General features: G+C 60.2%; 19 protein-coding genes. 6 read left to right on the forward strand and 13 right to left on the reverse strand.

The annotated features are described in order from the left end of the window. Positions 1-53: 53 nt before the first annotated feature. The 7 genes from cydB to OVA07_RS10015 are packed head-to-tail and all read right to left on the reverse strand — an operon-like array spanning position 54 to position 6,671. Entirely contained in the window at positions 54-1,052 is a 999-nt protein-coding gene (gene cydB / locus OVA07_RS09985) for a cytochrome d ubiquinol oxidase subunit II (protein ID WP_268171278.1), read from the reverse strand. Next, positions 1,049-2,452 (reverse strand): cytochrome ubiquinol oxidase subunit I, encoded by a 1,404-nt coding sequence (locus OVA07_RS09990; RefSeq protein WP_268171279.1) that lies wholly within the window; start codon positions 2,450-2,452, stop codon positions 1,049-1,051. The genes cydB and OVA07_RS09990 overlap by 4 nt, the downstream gene beginning before the upstream one ends. A gap of 54 nt (positions 2,453-2,506) precedes the next feature. Continuing rightward, a complete protein-coding gene (locus OVA07_RS09995) occupies positions 2,507-3,304 on the reverse strand; it encodes a sulfite exporter TauE/SafE family protein (protein WP_268171280.1) in 798 nt (265 codons plus the stop codon). Continuing rightward, the gene (locus OVA07_RS10000; RefSeq protein WP_268171281.1) at positions 3,301-4,878 is read right to left on the reverse strand and encodes a bifunctional protein tyrosine phosphatase family protein/NAD(P)/FAD-dependent oxidoreductase; all 1,578 of its coding nucleotides are present in this window, start codon (positions 4,876-4,878) and stop codon (positions 3,301-3,303) included. The genes OVA07_RS09995 and OVA07_RS10000 overlap by 4 nt, the downstream gene beginning before the upstream one ends. Before the next feature lie 31 nt (positions 4,879-4,909). Continuing rightward, positions 4,910-5,320 carry a DUF6691 family protein gene (locus OVA07_RS10005; protein ID WP_268171282.1) on the reverse strand — a complete coding sequence of 137 codons (411 nt, stop codon included), beginning with the start codon at positions 5,318-5,320 and terminating at the stop codon, positions 4,910-4,912. Continuing rightward, the gene (locus OVA07_RS10010; RefSeq protein WP_268171283.1) at positions 5,320-5,757 is read right to left on the reverse strand and encodes a YeeE/YedE family protein; all 438 of its coding nucleotides are present in this window, start codon (positions 5,755-5,757) and stop codon (positions 5,320-5,322) included. Before OVA07_RS10010 ends, OVA07_RS10005 begins: the two co-directional genes overlap by 1 nt. Next, positions 5,754-6,671: an MBL fold metallo-hydrolase gene (locus OVA07_RS10015; RefSeq protein WP_268171284.1), complete on the reverse strand. Its 918-nt coding sequence runs from the start codon at positions 6,669-6,671 to the stop codon at positions 5,754-5,756. The genes OVA07_RS10010 and OVA07_RS10015 overlap by 4 nt, the downstream gene beginning before the upstream one ends. Before the next feature lie 101 nt (positions 6,672-6,772). On the opposite strand from OVA07_RS10015, the gene OVA07_RS10020 reads away from it, so the two are divergent. Together OVA07_RS10020 and OVA07_RS10025 are read left to right on the forward strand one after the other, a co-directional pair. Then, complete coding sequence (locus OVA07_RS10020) at positions 6,773-7,393, forward strand: peroxiredoxin (RefSeq protein WP_268171285.1); 621 nt, start codon at positions 6,773-6,775, stop codon at positions 7,391-7,393. Continuing rightward, positions 7,393-7,776 carry an ArsR/SmtB family transcription factor gene (locus tag OVA07_RS10025; RefSeq protein ID WP_268171286.1) on the forward strand — a complete coding sequence of 128 codons (384 nt, stop codon included), beginning with the start codon at positions 7,393-7,395 and terminating at the stop codon, positions 7,774-7,776. The genes OVA07_RS10020 and OVA07_RS10025 overlap by 1 nt, the downstream gene beginning before the upstream one ends. A gap of 49 nt (positions 7,777-7,825) precedes the next feature. Here OVA07_RS10025 and OVA07_RS10030 read toward each other — a convergent pair whose 3' ends face one another. From OVA07_RS10030 to OVA07_RS10040, 3 genes are read right to left on the reverse strand one after another with little or no spacing between them, the layout of a single operon-like run. Beyond that, on the reverse strand, positions 7,826-9,232 hold the full coding sequence (locus tag OVA07_RS10030; protein WP_268171287.1) for an efflux transporter outer membrane subunit: 1,407 nt from the start codon (positions 9,230-9,232) through the stop codon (positions 7,826-7,828). Beyond that, a complete protein-coding gene (locus OVA07_RS10035) occupies positions 9,225-12,320 on the reverse strand; it encodes an efflux RND transporter permease subunit (RefSeq protein WP_268171288.1) in 3,096 nt (1,031 codons plus the stop codon). The genes OVA07_RS10030 and OVA07_RS10035 overlap by 8 nt, the downstream gene beginning before the upstream one ends. Position 12,321: 1 nt before the next feature. Beyond that, positions 12,322-13,449: an efflux RND transporter periplasmic adaptor subunit gene (locus tag OVA07_RS10040; RefSeq protein ID WP_268171289.1), complete on the reverse strand. Its 1,128-nt coding sequence runs from the start codon at positions 13,447-13,449 to the stop codon at positions 12,322-12,324. Between the two features lie 579 nt (positions 13,450-14,028). On the opposite strand from OVA07_RS10040, the gene soxR reads away from it, so the two are divergent. Then, entirely contained in the window at positions 14,029-14,442 is a 414-nt protein-coding gene (gene soxR, locus OVA07_RS10045; protein WP_442789641.1) for a redox-sensitive transcriptional activator SoxR, read from the forward strand. Positions 14,443-14,449: 7 nt separating this feature from the next. Here the strand turns inward: soxR and OVA07_RS10050 are convergent, their stop codons facing one another. Then, positions 14,450-14,674: a hypothetical protein gene (locus tag OVA07_RS10050; RefSeq protein ID WP_268171291.1), complete on the reverse strand. Its 225-nt coding sequence runs from the start codon at positions 14,672-14,674 to the stop codon at positions 14,450-14,452. A gap of 192 nt (positions 14,675-14,866) precedes the next feature. Here OVA07_RS10050 and OVA07_RS10055 point away from each other — a divergent pair, with 192 nt between their 5' ends. Then, positions 14,867-15,319 (forward strand): YaiI/YqxD family protein, encoded by a 453-nt coding sequence (locus tag OVA07_RS10055; RefSeq protein WP_268171292.1) that lies wholly within the window; start codon positions 14,867-14,869, stop codon positions 15,317-15,319. Between the two features lie 58 nt (positions 15,320-15,377). On the opposite strand, the gene OVA07_RS10060 is transcribed toward OVA07_RS10055, so the two are convergent. Then, a complete protein-coding gene (locus OVA07_RS10060; RefSeq protein ID WP_268171293.1) occupies positions 15,378-16,682 on the reverse strand; it encodes a sigma-54-dependent transcriptional regulator in 1,305 nt (434 codons plus the stop codon). Next, on the reverse strand, positions 16,679-18,397 hold the full coding sequence (locus tag OVA07_RS10065) for an ATP-binding protein (protein ID WP_268171294.1): 1,719 nt from the start codon (positions 18,395-18,397) through the stop codon (positions 16,679-16,681). The genes OVA07_RS10060 and OVA07_RS10065 overlap by 4 nt, the downstream gene beginning before the upstream one ends. Positions 18,398-18,619: 222 nt before the next feature. On the opposite strand from OVA07_RS10065, the gene OVA07_RS10070 reads away from it, so the two are divergent. Next, positions 18,620-19,948, forward strand: coding sequence for a dicarboxylate/amino acid:cation symporter (locus OVA07_RS10070; RefSeq protein WP_268171295.1), 1,329 nt, complete (start codon positions 18,620-18,622; stop codon positions 19,946-19,948). Positions 19,949-19,974: 26 nt separating this feature from the next. After that, the gene (locus OVA07_RS10075; RefSeq protein WP_268171296.1) at positions 19,975-21,435 is read left to right on the forward strand and encodes an alginate export family protein; all 1,461 of its coding nucleotides are present in this window, start codon (positions 19,975-19,977) and stop codon (positions 21,433-21,435) included. Positions 21,436-21,445: the final 10 nt, after the last annotated feature.

Below are 21,445 nucleotides of genomic sequence, written 5' to 3' on the forward strand. Positions count from 1 at the left end.
GCTTGCGGTCCATATCCCTGCGAACCAGCCGAGCTTTACCCATCGGGCACGCATCAGTGATAACCCTCGCTGCCGACCTTGCCGCGGAAGACCCAATATGACCAGGCAGTATAGGCCAGAATGACCGGGATCAGGACTCCTCCTCCCGCCAGCATGAATAGCTGGCTGCGAACGGGGGCTGCGGCTTCCCAGATGGTGATGCGGGCTGGGATGACATAGGGCCAGATCGAGATGCCCAATCCCAGCAGGCACAGCCCGAACAAGGCGAGCGCCCAGAAGAAGGGCTGCGCGTGCTTGCGCTGCGACAGGCTGCGATAGAACAGGGCAGTGACGATGACCGTCGCAAGCGGTACCTGCGCCGTGGCGAGTACGCCGGGCCATGCCAGCCAACGGCTTTGGTAGCTCGCCTCAAGCGTCAGGGTGGCTAGGCTGACTGCGCCAATCAGGATCAGCAGTGCGATGCCCAGTCTGCCAGCGTAGGTTACCACCTGCCGCTGCAATCCGCCTTCGGTTTTCCAATTGAGCCAGCAGGCCCCCAGCAGGGCATAACCGACCATCAGCGCCACGCCGGTCAGCAGCGAAAAGGGCGACAGCCATTCCCACCAGCCGCCGGAATAGGCGCGCCCTTCAACGCTGATACCCTGAAGCAAGGCGCCGAGGGCAATGCCCTGTGCAAAGGTTGCGACTGCCGATCCGCCCGTGAATGCGCGATCCCACCACGCCCGATGGGCCGGGTCGCGCCAGCGGAACTCGAATGCCACACCGCGTAGGACAAGGCCCAGCAGCATTGCGATCAGCGGCGCATAAAGTGCGGGCAGAATGATTGCATAGGCCAGTGGAAAGGCTGCCAGCAGACCGCCGCCGCCCAGCACCAGCCATGTCTCGTTGCCATCCCACACTGGGGCGATGCTGTTCATCGCGGTGTCGCGATCCTTGCCCACCTTGAACAGTGGAAACAGGATGCCAATGCCGAGATCAAAGCCGTCCATTACGACATAGGCGACAATCGCAAAGCCGATGATCCCGGCCCAGATGACAGTCAGGTCGATCATCTTTCGCCTCCTTCGATGGCGGGCGCCGGGGTGATACCGGCAGTGCGGATGGGGGCGCCGTCCAGCATGCCTTCATGTGCCTGCGGTGGTTTTTTCATCAGGTGCAGCAGATACCAGATGCCCATGCCGAACACGCTGAAATAGACCAGGACGAACGCCACCAGCGATGCCGCTACGGCAGGTGCGTCAAGGGGGGATGCGCTGTCGGCAGTGCGCAGCAAGCCGTAAACGGTAAAGGGCTGTCGTCCGACTTCGGTTACGATCCATCCCGCCAGCACGGCGATAAAGCCAGCTGGTCCCATCACCAAGGCGGCACGGTGCAACCATGCCGAGGCATGGAGCTTGCGGCGGGCGCGGGCAACAAGGCTCCAGACGCCAAGGCCCAGCATTGCAAAACCAATTCCCACCATCACCCGGAACGCCCAGAAAACGACACCGACCGGGGGCTTGTCGGCATCGGCTATGCTGTCCAGTCCCTTCATCGGCGCATCCAGATCATGTTTGAGGATCAACGATGAGGCCTTGGGGATCGATATGGCATAATCGATCCGCTTGTGAGCACTATCGGGAATGCCGAACAGGATCAGCGGCGCGCCGTCGGGATGGCTGTCATAATGGCCTTCCATCGCCATGACCTTGACCGGTTGATGCTCCAGCGTGTTGAGGCCGTGCATGTCGCCCGCAAATATCTGGATCGGCGCGACGATCGCTGCCATCCACATTGCCATGGAGAACATGGTGCGGGCGCCCGGATTGGTCCGGTCCTTGAGCAGGTGCCATGCGCCGACGCCGCCGACGGCAAAAGCGGTGGTCAGATAGGCGGCCAGCACGGTATGGACCAGCCGATAGGGGAAGCTGGGATTGAAGATGATCGCAGCCCAGCTGGGACCGGGCAGGAACTGACCATTTGCGCCCATTTCATAGCCTGTTGGCGTCTGCATCCAGCTGTTGACCGAGAGAATCCAGAAGGCCGAAATGAAAGTGCCGATTGCCACGGCGCAGGTTGCGGTAAAATGCAGCTTTCTGCCAACCTTGTTGATGCCGAACAGCATGACGCCCAGAAAGCCAGCCTCAAGAAAGAAGGCGGTCAGCACTTCATACGCCATGAGAGGTCCGATGACTGGCCCGGCCTTGTCTGAAAAGACCGACCAGTTGGTGCCGAATTGGTAGGACATGACAATGCCCGACACCACACCCATGGCAAACACGACCGCGAAGATTTTGAGCCAATAGCGGAACAGGTTGGCGTAGACGCCCTTGCCGGTAGCCAGCCACAGCCCTTCCAGCACCATGAGATAACTGGCAAGCCCGATCGAAAATGCCGGGAACAGGAAGTGGAAACTGACGGTGAAGGCAAATTGCGCACGGGCGAGAAGCAGGGCGTCAATCCAGTCGAACATATACCATGTCCTTTCGCTCGCTAGATACCAGACGGGCATGGGGAAGGGGATGGGTCATATTGTCCAGCCGGGCAGAACGGTCGCAGCGCTGCGCCAGAGCATGTAGAGCGCGACGACAAAGATCAGTCCGGCAAACACGGTCGTCAGCCGCCCGGTCTTGCCGCCCAGTATTTCGGCCAGCCGCGTGCCGCCGATGCTACCTGCGATGCCACCAACGATGAAAACGGCGGCGAGCGGCCAGTCGACAAAGCCGGAAAAGGCGTAATTGGCCGCCGTCGTCAGGCCGAATGCTGTCACAGCGACCAGGGAAGTGCCAACCGCCATAAGCATGGGCATTCCTGTCGATGCGACCAGTCCCGGCACGATCAGGAAGCCGCCGCCAATGCCGAAAAAGCCGGAAAACAATCCCGACCCGAGTCCATAGGCAACGACTTTGGGAGCTTTTTCGCGGTTACACTCTGCGCCGGGATTGCCCGGATTACCGCGCCCCTTCAGCATCAATGCGCCGACCAGCAGCATTACCAGCGCAAAGAGGAACAAGAGCTTGTCGCCATCGACCATTTTGCCAAAGGTCGATCCGGCAAGAGCGCCGACGATACCTGCTGCCGCATAAATGCCGCCACACCGCCATTTGACGTGATGAGCGCGGGCATGATTGGCGAGGCCTGTTGCAGCATTCGCCGCAACCGCCAGCGCGCTGGTGCCAATGGCGACATGGGCGCTGGGCACACCGACAAGATAGACCATAAGTGGCACGGCAAGGATTGAACCGCCGCCGCCGACCAACCCCAGCACGAAGCCGACCAGCCCGCCCGACAGCCCGCCCAGCAGATATTGCGTGGTCGTCATCATGCCTGAGCGCCGATCATGTGAGGCTTGACCATCCACTCGCGCCCCTTGAGCATCCCATGCCAGTAGACAGGCGGAAGGATGGTGTCCTTAAGCAGCCAGGACAGCCGCGATGGCCGGGTGCCGTCGATCAGCCAATTTGGAAAGCTGGGCATGAGATTGCCACCATAGCCGAATTCGGCCAGCACGATCTTGCCCGCCTCAACCGTCAGGGGGCAACTGCCGTAACCGTCATAGATGGCGACTGGGGCCTGCCCGTCCAGCGCGGCCAGCGCATTGACTGCAACCACAGGTGCCTGTTTGCGGGCGGCCGCCATGGTCTTGGCATTGGATGTCGAACAAGCGTCGCCCAGTGCAAAAATGTCGGGATAGCGCGCATGTTGCAGCGTGGCGTCGTCCACCTCGACAAAGCCCGATGCGCTGGCAAGAGGGCTGGTGCGGATGAAGTCTGGTGCGACCTGCGGCGGCACGACATGGATCATGTCGAAACGCTCGGCTACGCGCTTCACTCCGTCGCCGTCGGCCTGTTCGAAAATCGCAGTTTTGGCAGGGCCGTCCACCTCGACCAGCTTAGATCCGAAATTAAGGTTGATGCGATAGCGCTCGACATAGTCCATCAGCGCCGGAACGTAATCAGCGACGCCGAACAGCACTGCGCCGGCAGAGTGAAACTGCACGTCGCTTTGCGATAATACGCCGGATTTCTCCCAGCGGTGACAGGACAGATACATGGCCTTTTGTGGCGCGCCTGCGCATTTGATCGGCATGGGTGGCTGGGTGAACAGCGCTCGTCCGCCTTTGAACTGCCGGACCAGTCGGTTGGTGTAAGGGGCCAGATCATACCGATAGTTGGACGTGACGGCGTCTTTACCCAGCGCATCGGACAGACCGGGAATGGCATTCCAGTCGAGCATTATGCCGGGACATACGACCAGAACGCCATAGGCTAGCCGTTGTCCGTCATCCAGAATCACCTGCTTTTCGTCCGGCAGGAACGCGCTGGCCGATGCCTTGATCCATTCGGCACCGTGCGGGATCAGCGCGGCTTGGGCACGCTTGGTAAAGCCGCTGTCGAACACGCCTGCGCCTACCATTGTCCAGCCGGGCTGGTAATAATGCGCCTCGTTTGGTTCGATGATGGCAAGACGGATATGCCGCCGCCGCTTGAGCATACTGGCTGCGGTTGCGATACCGGCGCTGCCGCCACCTACGATCAGAATGTCGTAGTGTGTGGTGCCGCCCTTATCGAATGAACCTGCCATCTCCGCCAGCTTTTCAGCCCTTGCGCCCGATCGGCAATAGGCCAGCACCGGCCCCGGCAGGTTACCGAGCGCATTGCGCATCGCCATGGCATCTGCATCCGTTAGCGCGCTTGCTATGGCAGGGACATAGGCAAAGCCCATACCCGCCGCCTTCGCGGCTGTGCCGATCTGTGCTGCTGTCGGCTGGTCGGCACTTTCGCCATCGGGGCGGTTGCACACGATGGACCGAAACCCTGCCGCTGCCGCGTGCGCCACATTGGTGGGCTTCAGTTGCGCGGTGACGCTAAGCATTGGAGTCAAATGCTTGATGTCCATAAGGAGTCTCCTTGATCCGGCGCAGCGCCAGCTATGATCTTGTGACGAGGCGATGGATCGCCATGCCGACCAGCATGGCCAGAACGAAAGGCAAGATCGCTGCCGGGGCCAATGACAGACTGGCAATAGCGGGGCCGGGGCATAGACCGCCAATGCCCCAGCCGATGCCGAACAGGATCGCACCCAGCGCCAGTTTTCCGTCGATCCCGGCTGTGTCGGGCAGGGCGAAGCTGTTGTCGGCGAAGGGCCGCTCGATCCGCTTCTGCACCGTCCAGGCCAGGGCCATGGGAATGATTGCGCCCCCCATGACAAAGGCGAGCGTAGGATCCCAGTCACCCGTCAGATCGAGGAATGCCCGCACACGCACCGGATTGGCCATGCCCGAAATGGACAATCCCGCGCCGAACAGTGCGCCTGACAGCAATGCTATGATGATCCGCATCACAGGGCTCCTGCCAGGCGCATCAGTGCCACTGTCGCAAAACCGCTGCCGAGGAATAGGAAGGTCGCCACGATCGAGCGGCCCGACAGGCGTGACAGGCCGCATACTCCATGGCCGCTGGTGCAACCCGACCCCAGCCGCGTGCCGAAGCCAACGATCACGCCTGCCGGAATTAGCGTGCCAGGCGCGGCAAAAGTCGCGCGAACGCCACCCGACATAAAATCCACCATGAAGGCACCAATCGGCAAGCCGACGATGAAGGCCACTGCTACGCCACGCGGTGCGCCGCCAACCGCAAGGCCCGTGGCGCGCGCCACCAGTCCGCTGACCCCGGCGATCCGTCCAAGTCCCAGCAGCATGATTGCGGCGGCCAAGCCGATCATCAGCCCACCGATGAGGCCTGCAACGGGCTGCGCTTCGGGAAAGCCGGGTATCATAGCTGATTCAACGGGATCTTGAGGTAGGACACGCCATTGTCTTCAGGCGGCGGCATGTGACCTGCGCGCATGTTGACCTGCACCGAAGGGAGTATCAGGCGCGGCATCGCCAGAGTTGCGTCACGCGCCTCGCGCATGGCGACGAATTCATCTTCGCTTACGCTATCATGCGCGTGGATGTTGGCCCGGCGTTGATTGCCTACTGTCGTTTCCCACATGTAATGGTCGCGACCTTCGGGCAGATAGTCGTGGCAAAGGAACAGCCGGGTTTCAGTCGGCAACGCCAGCAGGCGGCGCAGCGATCGGAACAGGATGCGTGCGTCGCCGCCGGGGAAGTCAGCGCGGGCGGTGCCGTAGTCGGGCATGAACATTGTGTCCCCCACGAAGACCGCGTCGCCAATCACATAGGCAACGCAGGCTGGCGTGTGGCCAGGGACGTGCAATACGGTCACGGGTAGATTACCGATCATGAACTGATCGCCATCGGCCCAAAGGTGATCGAAGTCGGACCCGTCGCGTTGAAAATCGGCGCCCGCATTGAACAGCGAACCGAATGTCTGTTGCACTTGGCAGATATGCTCGCCGATTGCGATCTTCCCGCCCAGCTTCTGCTGGAGATACGGTGCGGCCGACAGATGATCCGCATGGGCATGGGTCTCCAGATGCCAGTCAACGTTCAACCCCTGTTTCTCGATATGGGCGATGACAGGATTGATCGCTTCATGCCCGGTTCGTCCGGCAGCGGGATCAAATGTCAGCACGCTGTCGATCACCGCAGCGCGGCGGGTTTCCGCATCATGCACCACATAAGTCACGGTGAAGGTGGGGGCGTCGAAGAAGGCGCGCACGACCAGTGCGCTGTCCTTGGCAGCCGCGATTTGGGCGTAGGCATTTTCAAATGCGGCGTCGGCCATGCGACTCTCCTTTTATTTCATATTTACATGAAATATGTATTTATATAATTTGCAATTGTCAAGGGCTTGCCACGGCGGGTCGGTGATTGCAGGAGCGAGAAATGAATGAAGCGATGACGATCTACCCGAAACCCCTGCGCATGGGTTCCATGGCTCCCGATTTTCGGGCGCGCTCCACCATGGGCGATTTTCAATTGTCGGCGCAGCGCGGCCATTGGGTGATCTTCTTTTCGCACCCCGCTGACTTCACCCCGGTCTGCAGCACCGAATTTGTCGCACTCGCGCGGAGGCAGGCCGATTTCGATGCGCTTGACTGTCGGCTTATCGGCTTGTCGGTGGATAGTCTCTACGCCCATATCGCGTGGGTCAGGGCGCTGCGCGATCTGTTCGGCGTGGATGTCGCTTTTCCGATCCTTGAAGATCCAAGCATGGCGATAGGCCGTGCTTATGGCATGATCGATGATGACGCAGCGGACAGCATGACCATGCGGTCCACCTTCTTTATCGACCCGCAGGGCGTCATCCGCGCGACGACCGCCTATCCCCACAATGTCGGACGATCGGTCGACGAAATGCTTCGCCTGTTGCGCGCGCTGCAATGGGTGGATGGCGAGGGCGGTCTGACGCCCGAAGGTTGGACCGCTGGCCAGCCCGCATTGCTGTCTGCAACGGAAAGCCCCTGCGCTGAACCTGACTGGTTCTGCAGGTTCGAGAATCAGTGATGAACGCGCTATACGCAGACCGTGAGGCCGCGGCAGTTGCCGCCGAAAAGATCAAGATCTTTGCCCAGTCGCAGCGGTTGATGATCTTGTCCTGCTTGCTGCGCGGCGAACGCAACGTGGGAGAGATTGCCGACGTCACCGGCATCGGCCAGCCTGCGCTGAGCCAGCAATTGGCTGAATTGCGTCGTGCCGATCTGGTTCAAACTCGCAAGGAAGCCAAGCAGGTTTGGTACATGCTGGCGGATGACAATGTGGCGCTGTGTGTCCGCAATATAGAGGCAATCTTTGGCGGCGTGGGCAGCCCGACAACACCGATGGCGGCAGAACCTGATTTGCAGAGGCCGCCTGCCAGCGGTGTGGCAGGTTTTGCCCGCATTCTGTAAACCTCTCCCGTTCTCAAATTTGCCGCATTTGGGCCGAAGATGGGCGCGCTTAATGCACGGGCGTCATCCAGCCTCCTCCCAAGGCTCTGAACAGGTCGACACGCAAGGATGACACGCGCTGAAGCGATGATGCCTGTGCAGCCTGAGCATCCAGCAAAGCCATTTGCGCAACCAGCACATCCAGCAGACCGACCGATCCTGCGCGATAGCGGACATTGGCAAAGTCGAAAGCACGTTGCGATCGGACTTGCGCTTCATCCAGCGCTGCAAGCCGTTCCTGTTCGCGCGCGACATTGCTGAGCGCCTGCTCAACCTGTTTCAGTGCGGTTACGACGGCGCCGTCGAAGGCCGCAAGTGATGCATCGCCTTGCGCCTTCGCCTGCAGGATGCGGCTGCGCGCGACTGTTACGTTGGGGAAGCTCCAACTGAGGAGCGGGCCGACCGAAAAACTGAGGCTGTCATTGCCCCGAACGCTGTCGTTGCGGAAGAAATTGCCTGACCCGCCAAGGCTGATCTTTGGATAGAGGGCGGCGGTTGCCACGGCGATCCGGGCCGTGTCGGCGGCCAATTGACGCTCAGCCTGCCGCAGGTCAGGTCGGCGGCGCAGCAGGGAAGTGCCATCGCCCACCGGCAGCGCCAATGCAGGAACAGGCGGCATCTTGCATTGGCGCGCAGCAAGCGGGACGTTGGCAGGCGTCTCGCCCAGCAGGGCAGCGAGTTCGAACAGCGCAGCCTGATGCTGAGCTTCCAGTCCCGGAATGGCGGCACGAGCAGTCGCGGCGGCGGCGGCGGCGCGCTCGACATCGAACCGGCCCACGGATCCGGCCTGTTCTTGCGCGACTACCAGTTTCAGGCTTTCGCTACTTGTCCGATGGCTTTCCTGCGCCAGCTTGAGCGCATGGGCATAGGAACAGGCGTCGAGATAGGCGCGCGTGGTTTCTGCTGCCACTGTCACGCGGACTGCATCGCGGGCGGCCTCTATGGTCTGGGCGTCGGCGCGGGCGGCTTCTATGGCACGGCTGACATGGCCGAACAGGTCGACCTCCCAACTCAGGGTCAGGCTGCCATTCTGTGACCATTGGGCGTTGTCCTGAACAAACGCACCACCGGCACCCTGCATCCCGTCACCATAGCTGATGCCACTATTGATGTCGGTGCCCGGCAGGCGCGCTGCTTTGGTTTCGCGCAGGGCGGCGCGTGCCTTGGCGAGGTTGGCCGTGGCAACGCGCAGGTCTGTGTTCGCGTGCAGAGCTTGCGTCACAAGCGCGTCGAGCGCGGGATCATCGTAAAGCTTCCACCATTGATCCGGCAGCGGTGCTGCAGGATCGAAAGTGGCGGACTGGGTAACAAATGCGCCGTCGACAGCGGCCTTTGCTTCAGGCCGATGGTAGTCAGGACCGGCGGCGCACCCGCCGACCGCAAGTGCCATGATAAGCGGTAACAGGGGGTTACGCATGGGAGGTGTCTCCTGCAGGCAGGCTGCTTTCATTTGTGAATTCATCGCGCACGCGACGATGGTCACCGGCCAGCAGCGTGTAGATGGTGGGCAGGACAAGCAGGGTGAAAAGCGTGCCGATGAGCATTCCCATCACCACGACAATGCCGATGGCAAAGCGGCTGGCCGCGCCGGCGCCGCCAGCAAAAAGAAGTGGCACTAGGCCCGCCACCATGGCTGCTGTGGTCATCAGTACGGGACGCATGCGGACGACAGCGGCATGGCGGATAGCCTGCATCCGGCTCAACCCTTGGCTCGCCTGCATTTCATTGGCGAACGACACCATAAGGATGCCGTGCTTGGATATGAGGCCGATCAAGGTCACCAGCCCGATCTGGGTATAGATGTTGAGGGTGGTGAAGCCGAGGTAGAGCGGCACGAGCGCGCCGCATACCGCCAGCGGCACGGTAACCAGAATGACCAAGGGATCGCGGAAGCTTTCGAACTGTGCCGCCAGAACCAGAAAGATGACGATGAGGGCAAATGCAAACGAAACGGTCAGCCTGTCTCCTTCTGTCACATATTGACGGCTGTTGGACAGCCAGTCGATGCTGGTGCCTGCGGGCATGGGCTGGCTTTTCAGGAAATCCACCGCCTGACCCATGGTGACGCCTGGCATCAGCACGGCAGACAGAGTGGCCGAATTCATCTGGTTGAACTGCGGCAGCTTGTTGGGTTGCGGGCGCATTTCCACCTTTGCCACAGTCGACAGCGGGATCAGCGCACCAGACCCGGTTCTGACATAATACTGGCCAAGATTGTCGGGCGTGACGCGCTTGTCACGCGGCACTTGGGCGATCACGTCATAGGAACGGTCGTGCCAGTTGAAGCGGTTGACGTAGTTTTCCCCGACCAGCACGGCCAGCGTGTCAGCGATTTCCGCCATGGTAATGCCCAGTTGCCCGGCCTTGGCGCGGTCGACATTGATGTGCGCTTCGGGGCTGTCGAAGGCGAGGTCGCTGTCGACAAAGGCGAAGAGGCCACTGTTCCATGCCGCGCCTTTCACAGCTTCCAGCGTCTGATAGATTTGCGGGAAATCGCCGGACGAGCGGATCACCATCTGCACCGGCAGGCCGCCGCTGCCCGCAGGCAAGGGGCTATCCTGAAAGGCCGTGGCATAGATGCCAGTGACGGCGCTTGTACGGGCCGCCAACTCGCCCTGAATGGCGTCCGCATTCCGCGTGCGTCCTTCCCATTCGGACAGGATGATGCCGCCGAAGCCGCTGTTGGTGCCGCCGGGGCCACCGCCATCGAACCAGCTACCGCGATATTCGGGGAAGGTGCGGAAGATGTCATCGACTTGCGCGTTGAAGCGCGAGATATAGTCGATATTGGCATATTGCGGTGCTTTGGTGGCAATAAAGACATACCCCATATCTTCCTGCGGCGCGAGTTCGCGCTGGCTGCCAGTGAACAGCAGGACAATCGCGCCGAGCATTGCCACGCCGACCACCAGCACGGCGGCCCGTGCCGCCAGTGTGCGGTCGAGCAACCGGCCATAGCCCGACGTGAGGCGATGCATGTTGCGTTCAATCGCCTGGCTCAGCCGGCCTTCTGTGAGTTTGTTGTTGAGCAGCTTGCCGCTCATCATTGGCGACAGGGTGAGCGCCACCACGCCTGAGACGATCACCGACCCGGCAAGTGTAAAGGCGAATTCGCGGAATAATGCGCCTGTCAGGCCGCCCATCAGGCCAATGGGCGCATAGACCGCTGCCAGTGTGATGGTCATGGCGATAACCGGGCCGACGATTTCCCGCGCGCCCAGCAGGGCGGCGTCAATGGGGCGCAAACCATCCTCGATATGGCGATGAATATTCTCGACGACGACAATCGCATCGTCGACCACCAGCCCGATTGCCAGCACCATGGCCAGCAAGGTCAGCAGGTTAAGCGAAAAGCCGAACGCCAGCATCAGCGCGGCTGTGCCGAGCAGTGACAGCGGAATGGTGACGATTGGGATGATGACCGCGCGCACTGAGCCGAGGAACAGGAAGATCACCACCACCACGATGACAATCGCTTCTACCAGCGTGTGTTTGACTTCTTCGATTGAGGCGTTGACGAAATGGGCGACATCGAAGTCATTGTGAACCGTCACCCCCGGAGGTGCGACCCGCTGCATTTCTGGTATCAGCGCATGGACGGCCGCCACGATTTCCAGCGGATTGCCGTCCGGTGTCGGCGAAATGGCGATGGAAATGCCCGGCACCCCCGATGACAGAGCGACGGCATCATAGCTTTGTCCGCCCATTTCCACGGTCGCGACATCTGCGAGACGCACCACACCGCCCACGCCATTTTTGACAATCATGTCGCGGAAGGAGGCGACATCGCGCAGGTCGGTTCCGGCAGTGATGTTGATGGCGGTGTTCGCGCTTTTCAACTGGCCGGGCGAGGCCTGAACGTTGTTTGCGCGCAAGGCATTGGCGATATCGCCGGGAGTGAGGCCCCGCGCGGTCAGCTTTACCGGATCAACCCAGATGCGCATGGCAAGAGGAGCGCCGCCTGACATCTCCGCCGATGCGACGCCGGGAACGGAGGTTATCATCGGCTGGGCAACGCGGGTGGCAAAATCCTGAATCTGTGGTGGCGACAGTGTCTTGCTGGAAAAAGACACATACTGGATCGCCGATGCGCCATCGGTGATCTTGGCGATCACCGGGTCGGTGACTCCGGATGGCAGGCGATATTTGACCTGTTGCACTTTGGCGAGGATCTCGGTCATCGACCGGTCGGCATTGGCGTTCAGCACCAGCTTGGCCGCGATATGGCTTTTGCCCTGGCTGGACGTGGAGGTAAGATATTCGATGCCGTTGGCAGTGGCGATGGCCTGCGCAATGGGGGTGGTGACGAAGCCCTGCATCACATCCTGGCTCGCGCCTGGAAGCGCTGTATCGATCGTGATCGTGGCGCTTTCCATCTTGGGATACTGCCGGATCGGCAGGCTGAACATGGCGGCCAGACCAACCAGCAGGATCAGCAGGCTGACCACGACGGAAAGGATCGGCCGACGAATGAAAACGTCAGTAAAGGCCCGGTTGGCGATCATGTCAGCGTCCCTTCTTGCTTGAAGGTCCGACAACCTTGACTTCGGCACCGGGCTGGATGCGCAACTGGCCCTCGGTAACGATCACGTCGCCCGCCCTGATGCCGCTGGTGACGACGACATCATTGCCGATGCGTCGCTCAGTCTGGACTGGCACGACTTCCGCCTTACCACCCTTGCGCGCATTGCTGCCGCGAATGACAATGACGCTGTCTCCCTGCGCGGATGTCTGGATTGCCGTTGCAGGGACTAGCAGCGCGCCGCGCTGCACCGGCAGTTCCAGCGCAGCGGTCACATACATTCCGGGACGCAGCGCATGATCGGGATTGGGGAGCAGCGCCTGCACGGTGACGTTGCGGGTATCCTCGCCAATTCGGGGTTCGATTGCGTTCACCCGCGCGGTGAAGCTACGGCCCGGCCAGGCATCGCTGGTAACGGTGACGGTTGATCCGGGCGTGATGCGGCTCAGTTCCTGCTGCGGCAGGGCGAAATCCACGAAGAGGCGGTCGAGTGCGGTCAGCGTTGCGACCGGATCGCCGGGGTTGAGGTATTGGCCAAGATTGACACGGCGGATACCCAGCACGCCTGCGAAAGGCGCACGAACCTGCTTCTGGATCAGGCGAGCGTCGATCTGTTGTACGGCAGCGGCTGCCTGATCGCGGTCGGCGCGGCGCTGTTCCAGTATTTCGCGCGGTTCTGCTCCGGTTGGTGCCAGTTGTTGCGAACGGGCGACCTGAATCCCGGCAAATGTAGCCTTGGCCTGCGCTGCGCGGCGGTCAGCCCGTTCCGGTCCGTCGAATAGCTGGACCAGCAGCGTGCCCGCATTTACCTGCCGCCCAGCTTCGAAATGGACGGCAGATACGCGGCCAGCAACTTCGGGCGACAATGTCACCTCGCGCACAGCGCGCAGATTGCCAACTGCCTCCAGCGCGGCGGGAAGATCGCGCGGCATTACCACAATGGCGGTCACCGGCGCGGCTTGCGGTTGCCACGCCTGTGTCTGCCCTGCGCGCCAACCGCGCCAGAAGTAGAGCGCGCCAGCCAGCAGGATGAGGATGGCAACGGTCAGCAGGATGATGCGCATTTGCCCGCGCAGAAAACGAGCGGGCAGGGGGGATGCAGGGTCGGTCATGCCGCCACCTCCGTCCGCTTCGTGCCGACAAGGCGGGGCCACAGAAGTACGGCAAGGCTGAAGGGATCGATGCTCATCGAATGTCCGTTACGAAAAGAAAAGGGCAGGAAAGGCGGACGGCAGTGCGATCAACGCCGCAGGCCAACCGGTGAGTAAATGGGAGAGGCCGCGAGATAGGCGCACAGGGAACTGTCCTTATTCTGGGACAGGACGTGCGGGAGCGGAAATCAAGAAGCGCGCGCGTCATGTCCCGATGGATGATCGGGTCGACGCCGCGGCTGGGAAGAACCTGCCCGTAGACAGGCGCAGGAACCACCACCCTGCAATTCTATTTCCGGCCCGCTCTGGCTAGGGCTATTGCGAGCGGATTGCAATAGCTTTCGGTCAATGTGCCTGCGGTCCGGAACCGGAAGTGAACGATGGTGACGGAGAAGATCAAGGTTGCCTCCCTTGCGAATCAGGGAGTGCCTCTATAAAACCTCAACAATAGTTGAGGTAAAGGCCTTTCGTTGAGCGACCATTCAAAAAAGGCAAAAGCCAGAAGGGCATCAAACTGTGCTTGCTGCATCTGATCTGAGCGTGGGTGAGGTCGCCCGACGTGCTGGTGTGGCCGTTTCGACGCTGCATTTCTATGAAGCGCAAGGCTTGATCGAAAGCCAGAGGACGCGCGGCAATCAGCGGCGTTATCATCGTTCTGTGCTGCGCCTGATTGCGGTCATTAAAGTTGCGCAGCGTGTTGGCATCCCGCTGGGTCAGATCCGTGAGAACATTGGGCATCTGCCATCCGGCCATTTGCGCAACGCCGCGGATTGGGCCGCTTTGTCAACTGCCTGGCGTGCCGAACTGGATGAACGTATCGCGCTGTTGACGCGGCTGCGCGACCAACTGGACAGCTGTATAGGCTGTGGGTGCCTGTCGCTGACGGATTGCCCCCTTCGCAATCCCGGCGATACCGCCGCAGACGGTGGAGCCGGCGCACGCGCCTTCGACTGAAAGCGCTCTAATATCCAAGCTCGGAATTGATGAAGTTTTCGGCCGCTGCCGCTTCAGCAATCAGATCTTGGAGCGCCTTTGCGGTGTCTTGCATGAGGCCTTGGGTCACGGGGCGTTCGCCGTTGATGAAGCGCCGCAGAGCGCGTTCATCAATACCTAAGCGCCGCGACGATGCGGTGACGCCACCAAGCACCTGAATGCAATGAGCGAAATGCTCTTGCGGATCGTGCATCGACAAGTGTTCCTTCCTGTGAAACCGAAGATTTGGCCCGGTTCATGCGCCTTGGTCGAAATAATCAGGGCGCAGCTTCTAGCGGGACGATCGGCGTCTGCCAACGCCGTCACGCGCAAGACGTTTACGGCCTTGCGCTGTTTTCTTTTTGCTTCAATTCGTCATTTGCGCCCATCGCCGCTATGATCAGGCATGATTCAGATTTTGATCGATGCTGACGCCTGCCCGGTGAAAGACGAAACCTACAAGGTGGCGATCCGGTACAGGGTGCCGGTCGTTGTCGTAAGCAACAGCCCGATCCGGGTGCCGCATGACCCGTTGATATCACGCAAGGTTGTGAGCGACGCTTTCGATGCGGCGGATGACTGGATTGTCGAACATACCACGTCTGGCACAGTCGTTATTACAGCCGATATCCTGTTGGCTGATCGTTGCCTGAAACTGGGGGCAACCGTGATCGCGCCCAACGGTAATCCTTTTACCAGTTCTTCGATCGGTAGTGCCATTGCCATGAGGGCGATCATGGCTGACCTGCGTGCTGGCGGTGATATTGTCGGCGGACCGCCCCCATTTCGCCACACCGACCGTTCGCGCTTTCTCTCCAGCCTCGATAAAGTTCTGGTGAAATTGCAACGTCAAAGTTGATGGCGTTTCGCTATCGTGGCGGCCATGTGGCCAGGTGCAGAAAATCTCGGCAATTTTTTCAAGGTTGCCGCAGCTTTGTCAGGTCGATGCTCAGCTTCTTTACCTTGTAATAGAAGGTTTTGCGCGGAATGGCCAAAGCCTCCAGCGCCTTGCCGATCCTGCCATTGGTGGCGCGGATGGCAGCGATGATTGTGTCGCGTTCAAAGGTGTTCACACGTTCTTCCAACGATGGCTCACTGCCGGCCAACGGGGACATTGCTGGTCCTTCGAGTAATCCCAGCACGAACTGTTCAGCATAGCGGGCCAGTTCATGGGCGTTGCCCGGCCAATCGTGCCGGTTCAGGCGATCGTGCACTTCAGGCTGAAGGCGGGGGACGGGAATCCGGTTGCGGGAAGCAGCTGCCCCTACAAAATGGGCAAACAGGACCGGAATGTCCTCCCGCCTTTCGCGCAGCGGGGGAATGGAAAGCCGCATCCCTGCGATACGATGCAGCAATGAGGGTGATAGTGCATCCTCGGCACGGTTCGAACCCGTTCCTGCAGTTGCGATGATCCGCAAGTCCAAGGGAGCAGGCTCTTTCCCTTGGGCGATCAGCGCCCGGTCCTCAAGCACTGGCACAAGCCGGTTCTGGAAACGGTCGCTTGCACGGTCGATATCGTCAAGCAGAAGCGTGCCTCTACTGGAGTGGGCCAGACTGGCGCCGCCTGCTACCGAGAAAAACTCATCTTCCAGTGGTTGGCCAAGCCCCGCACAGTTGATCGTCATGAACCTGTGCCGACGACGCTTACCTGCCTGATGGATCAGGCGGGCAAGCAGTTCCTTGCCGGTTCCCGTCTCGCCTTCGATGAGAATATCGAGATCGGCATCGGCAAGCGTGGGGATCATGTCGCGCAAGCGGCGGATTGCCGGGGAACTGCCGACCAGCGCGGTTGTAGCCTCATTTAATGCGCTTGTTTGCAGCCGACGGTTTTCCAGCGTCAGCGACCGCGCGCGCGCCGCACGCTCAACCGCCGCGATCATAACATCACCGGAAAAAGGTTTGGTCAGGAAATCCCATACGCCTGATTTCAGCGCTTCAACCGCCATGGCGACGTCACCGTGGCCGGTGATGAGAATAACCGGGAGTTCCTCGTCGCATTGCCGTATCGCCCGGTGGAGATCGATCCCCGAAAGGCCCGGCATGCGGACATCGCTGATGACCACGCCATCCCAGTCGGCATCCACCACGTTCAACGCGGCCGATGCGTCGGTGAAGGCAATCACTTCAAACTCTGCAAGGTGCAGAAGCTGCGCTATCGAAGCCCGCAGGTCATCATCATCTTCGACCAGAGCAACCTTTCGCGTTTTGGTTGGGATCGTCATGAGGCTCTCGGCAAGGTGATGGCAAAACACGCGCCGGTTTGCGATGGCACAAGCATCAGGCTGCCGCCAAACTCTTCGATGATGTCCTTCGCAATAACCAGCCCCAGCCCAAGACCCATGGGGCGACTGGTGGCAAAGGGGGTGAAAAGCCGCTGCGCAATATCCGGTGCGATTCCCGGCCCATTGTCCGAAATCATCATGCGAACGGCGCCGCTGTCGTGTTCTATCGTCAGGGTGACCATCGGGGCGTCGGTATCAACCAAAGCTTCCGCAGCGTTCTGGAGCAGAATGACCAGCACTTGCTCCAGCCGAACTCTTTCCGCCCGCACGGCAAGCTGCCTGTCGGCATCAGGAAGAGCAAAAGTGATGCGGGACAACTGTGCTTTCAGGATCAAGCGCGCGCCGTCGATCGCTTCGGCTGCAACAACGCTTTCCATCTCGCCGCGTCGACCCTTGCGGGCAAATCCGCGCAGATGTTCGGTAATCGCGCCAATCCGGTCCGACAGCCGTTCAATTGTGGCAAGGTTGGCGCGGGCGTCCTCTATCGCACCACGGTCGATGAGGATCGCGGTGGTCGTCGCATAGTTTCTAATCGCGGCAACCGGCTGGGCGGTTTCATGCGCAACGCTGGCCGTCACCTGTCCCAGTGTCGCCAACCGGTTCGCCTGTCGCAGCCCTTCGCGCAATGTCGCCGCGCGCTCTTCAGCAGCGCTGCGATCCTGCATTTCCTTGTGAAGTTCGGCTGTCCGCTCGGCAACTGCGTTTTCCAGTTGGGCCGTTCGCAGCTTTCGCTGCCGCGCTCGTTCGACAAGCACCATGGTGATAGCGAACAGCAAAAGCGCGACCAGCAACGCGATAGCTTGGGCTAAGGCGACAGCGGCGTTGACCGCACTGGCCAAAGGAAGCGCAAGATTGAGACGCCACCCCGAACTGTCCGGCGTGCTTGTCGCCAGAAGATAGGCCGCATCAGAACCTTCGGGTACGATGGTCTGCGCCGATGTCCGGCGAAATGGTTGCGGTGCGATTGCGCTGACGCCTGCCAGCCTTTCTTCGGCCTTGCGCGCCTTTGCCGAAATCGGGGCAGTGGCCGCAAAGCGCCAATCCGTACGACTGCTGACAAGAATGACGCCCTGCGCATCGGTGACGTAAGTGATACCTTGCGCTGCACGCCATTGCGCTTCGATGTCGTCAAATTCGAGTTTGACGACGGCCACGGTGCCACCCGCCGCCCTTGTGGCAAGGAACAGGCCCGGCTTGCGGCTTGCTGTGCCAAGCGCGAACTGCTGACCATTTCCATGGCGCAACGCATCGGTGAAGTAGGGCCTGAAGCTGTAATTTCTGCCAACAAAGCTGTCGGGCTGGCGCCAGTTGCTCGCGCCGAAAGTGATGCCATTGCGGCCGATCACATAGATTGCCGAGGCACCAAATTCATCCGCCAGCATCTCAAGCTTGCGGTTGAGTGCTGCAAATGCCTGCGGTGAGGCGCGGCTGGTCGCGGTTACAAGATCCTGATCGTCGGCAAGAGCGCGGGGCAACAAACGGAATCGTGAAATTTCGCTGGCAAGCAATGCCTGCCGAAGACGCACGCCTTCTGCGGCACGCGCTTCCAGTCGGCCCAGTGCAATGGTCCGGGTTGTCTCGCCAGAAATCCATGCCGCTATCAGCGCCAGAGACAAGGCTGCCGCGAAGGTCCAGACTCGGCGCATCGACATCATGGCATAGGTCTAACATTTGTGTCGAAATCTGCACATTCTGTTTTTGGTGTGTGTAGAAAACAGCACATTCTGTAACGACAAATGTAGTTCAATGCATTGATAATATGAAATTATTATCCAGATCATCTTTTTGTGGGCGCGCACGGCAATGCCGCACATGCTTCGGGTCGAGCAGGATTCGCAAAAAGTCGATCCCGCCGAGAGGACCGAAGGCGAAACATCATGAATCTTTCAGCCACAGACGTATCGACACTTGGGCAGCCGCGCCGTTGGTATAGCCATCTCTATGTTCAGGTGCTGGCAGCGATCACTGCGGGCGTCTTGCTGGGCCATTTCGCGCCCGCCACGGGTGAAGCGCTCAAGCCTTTGGGCGATATGTTCATCAAGCTGGTCAAGATGGTCATCGCTCCGGTCATTTTCCTGACCATCGTAACCGGCATTGCCGGGATGCGTGATTTGGCGGCCGTTGGTCGCGTGGCTGCAAAGGCGTTCGCTTACTTCCTGTTCTTCTCCACGCTTGCGCTGATCCTTGGGATGATTGTCGGAAACGTGCTTAAACCCGGCGCTGGCCTCAATATCGATCCTGCAACGCTTGATGCCCAAAAGGTCGCTGAATACTCTGCCAAGGCGCATGATAGCACGATCATGGGCTTTGTCAGCGGCATGGTACCCGACACCTTCCTTGCGTCGCTGACCCAAGGAAACATTCTTCAGGTGCTTGTCGTGGCAGTGCTGTTTGGCATTGCGCTGGCATCGATTGGTGAGCGCGGCGAGCGGCTGCTCGGCATTCTGGAAGATGTCTCTGTCGCGTTCTTCAAACTGGTTTCGATTGTCATGAAGGCCGCGCCGATTGGCGCATTCGGGGCGATGGCCTTCACCATCGGCAAGTACGGTGTCGAAAGCCTCAGCAACCTCGCGCAGTTGGTCGCCACGTTCTATATCACATCGCTGCTGTTCGTGGTGGTCGTACTGGGTATTGTCGCGCGGCTTGCCGGGTTCTCCATCCTGCGCCTGATCGCCTATCTGCGCGAAGAGCTGCTTCTGGTTCTGGGCACATCATCGTCGGAAAGCGCGCTGCCCGCGCTGATCGAGAAGATGGAGCGGGCAGGCTGTTCAAAGACAGTGGTCGGATTGGTGGTACCCACGGGCTACAGCTTCAACCTTGACGGCACCAACATCTACATGACGCTGGCTGCGCTGTTTATTGCGCAGGCCTGCAATGTCGAACTTTCGCTTGGTGAACAGATCCTGCTGCTGGGCGTGGCCATGCTGTCATCCAAGGGCGCTGCCGGGGTTACCGGTGCAGGCTTCATCACGCTGGCGGCAACGCTCTCCATTGTGCCTGCGGTTCCTGTTGCAGGTATGGCGCTGATTCTTGGCATCGACCGCTTCATGTCGGAATGCCGCAGCCTTACCAACTTTGTCGGCAATGCGGTGGCGACGATTGTTGTCTCGCGGTGGGAGGGCGCGCTTGATCGCGACAGGCTTGATGCCGCGATGCGTGGGCAAGCGCTGCCACTTCCCACAGCCCCTGCCGTGGTGGGCATCTGATTTCCAGCCGAAAGAAGGACCGGATCATGGATTCTGCCCTGCTGCGGCTGGCTGCCGCTGCCATCCCGCTTGGCCTGCTGCCTGTCAGTCCTGCCAAGGCGGAAACCGTACCATCAGCACCATCGGCCTATCCCTTGGCCCAAAACGGTGACGGAGCATCCGCCGGGGGTTATTCCCTGTCACGTTGGGCCGAAGACTGGACGGTCATGCGTGATCCGGCAAAGCGAGACGATCCGCTTGATCGACTGAAGTATATTCCGCTGGACCCGGATGGCGATATCTACCTTACCCTTTCGGGCGAGCTTCGCCTGCGCATGAATCTGACCACCAACCCCAACCTGCGCGAGGTTGACCATCAGCGGCAGGATATCAATCGCATCACCGCAGGCGCAGATCTTCACGTTGGCCCGCATTTGCGTTTTTATGGTGAGGTTTCGCGCGGCGGGATAAGCGGGCGCAACCTTGGCGCACCGCCTGCTACCCTTCGCAATGACCTTGTGTTGCTGCAGTATTTTGCCGAGGCGAAGACCACGTTGGGCGACATCGACATTGGTGCGCGCTATGGACGGCAGGAGTTTACCGACGGACCGAATTTGCTGGTTTCCCAGCGCGATAACAATACCATTCGCTATACCCTGAACGGTTTTCGTGGCTGGGTGCGCAACTCGAACGCGCGGATCGATGTTTTCGATTTGCGCCCCACCGCCTATGGCGATCTTGGTCCGGATGACGATGTATCTGATCCGGCCCGCAGATTCTCAGGGATCACGGCTGGCACCGTTCTGCCTCAAAACCTGCTGGGCGGATCGCAGCTTTTCCTCGACGTTTTCGCGTGGCGCAGGCGCAATCTGGTTGGAACATGGGGTGGCCGGATTGGTCCGGCGACGCGGTATTACCTTGGTTCACAACTGCGCGGTGATGTCGGGCGGCTGGCAATCGACTGGTCAGTCAATCATCAGTGGGGCCATTTCATCAATCAGGATATCGACGCCTGGCAGGTGTTCCTTGCCCAGACATGGCGGATCGGCAAAGCCAAGACCGCGCCCCGCATCGGCGTTCATTTTGATTATGCCAGCGGCGGCGGCGGTTATGGCGATGGCAAGCTGCGCAATGCCTATTCCCCGTTCGGCAACAACATCTATTTCAGTTACCAGCTCTATCTGACGCCCTCGAACCTCGTCGCGTTGACACCCAACGTCAGTTTCACTCCGTTCCGCAATGCTCGATTTACCGCCGAATATGAACTGGCATGGCGCGACAGTGTGCATGACGCGGTTTATCGCGCCAACGGCCAGCCATTTGCCGGAACCCAGAATTTCCGGGGCCGCAAGATTGCTGATGTGGCGCGGTTGCAACTGGCGTGGAACATCACTCCCCGCGTCTCTTTCACCGGGCGCTACGAACACCTTAAGGCCCGCTCGGCTCTGACCGACGCAGGCTATCGCAGTTCGGACTTCTTTGCCGGGTGGATGAGTTTCCGTTTTTGAAAAGGCTTTG

The organism is Novosphingobium sp. SL115 (genome assembly GCF_026672515.1).
Classification (GTDB): domain Bacteria; phylum Pseudomonadota; class Alphaproteobacteria; order Sphingomonadales; family Sphingomonadaceae; genus Novosphingobium.

Excerpts from the sequence above, each read along its gene's own strand:
- OVA07_RS10065 (WP_268171294.1), bottom strand. The coding sequence starts at position 18,397 with ATGATGTCGATGCGCCGAGTCTGGACCTTCGCGGCAGCCTTGTCTCTG.
- OVA07_RS10005 (WP_268171282.1), bottom strand. The coding sequence starts at position 5,320 with ATGCGGATCATCATAGCATTGCTGTCAGGCGCACTGTTCGGCGCGGGA.
- OVA07_RS10020 (WP_268171285.1), top strand. The coding sequence starts at position 6,773 with ATGAATGAAGCGATGACGATCTACCCGAAACCCCTGCGCATGGGTTCC.
- OVA07_RS10035 (WP_268171288.1), bottom strand. The coding sequence starts at position 12,320 with ATGATCGCCAACCGGGCCTTTACTGACGTTTTCATTCGTCGGCCGATC.
- OVA07_RS10070 (WP_268171295.1), top strand. The coding sequence starts at position 18,620 with ATGAATCTTTCAGCCACAGACGTATCGACACTTGGGCAGCCGCGCCGT.
- OVA07_RS10055 (WP_268171292.1), top strand. The coding sequence starts at position 14,867 with ATGATTCAGATTTTGATCGATGCTGACGCCTGCCCGGTGAAAGACGAA.
- OVA07_RS10050 (WP_268171291.1), bottom strand. The coding sequence starts at position 14,674 with ATGCACGATCCGCAAGAGCATTTCGCTCATTGCATTCAGGTGCTTGGT.
- OVA07_RS10060 (WP_268171293.1), bottom strand. The coding sequence starts at position 16,682 with ATGACGATCCCAACCAAAACGCGAAAGGTTGCTCTGGTCGAAGATGAT.
- OVA07_RS10040 (WP_268171289.1), bottom strand. The coding sequence starts at position 13,449 with ATGACCGACCCTGCATCCCCCCTGCCCGCTCGTTTTCTGCGCGGGCAA.
- OVA07_RS09995 (WP_268171280.1), bottom strand. The coding sequence starts at position 3,304 with ATGATGACGACCACGCAATATCTGCTGGGCGGGCTGTCGGGCGGGCTG.
- OVA07_RS10015 (WP_268171284.1), bottom strand. The coding sequence starts at position 6,671 with ATGGCCGACGCCGCATTTGAAAATGCCTACGCCCAAATCGCGGCTGCC.
- OVA07_RS10010 (WP_268171283.1), bottom strand. The coding sequence starts at position 5,757 with ATGATACCCGGCTTTCCCGAAGCGCAGCCCGTTGCAGGCCTCATCGGT.
- OVA07_RS10075 (WP_268171296.1), top strand. The coding sequence starts at position 19,975 with ATGGATTCTGCCCTGCTGCGGCTGGCTGCCGCTGCCATCCCGCTTGGC.
- OVA07_RS10000 (WP_268171281.1), bottom strand. The coding sequence starts at position 4,878 with ATGGACATCAAGCATTTGACTCCAATGCTTAGCGTCACCGCGCAACTG.
- OVA07_RS10025 (WP_268171286.1), top strand. The coding sequence starts at position 7,393 with ATGAACGCGCTATACGCAGACCGTGAGGCCGCGGCAGTTGCCGCCGAA.
- OVA07_RS09990 (WP_268171279.1), bottom strand. The coding sequence starts at position 2,452 with ATGTTCGACTGGATTGACGCCCTGCTTCTCGCCCGTGCGCAATTTGCC.
- cydB (WP_268171278.1), bottom strand. The coding sequence starts at position 1,052 with ATGATCGACCTGACTGTCATCTGGGCCGGGATCATCGGCTTTGCGATT.
- OVA07_RS10030 (WP_268171287.1), bottom strand. The coding sequence starts at position 9,232 with ATGCGTAACCCCCTGTTACCGCTTATCATGGCACTTGCGGTCGGCGGG.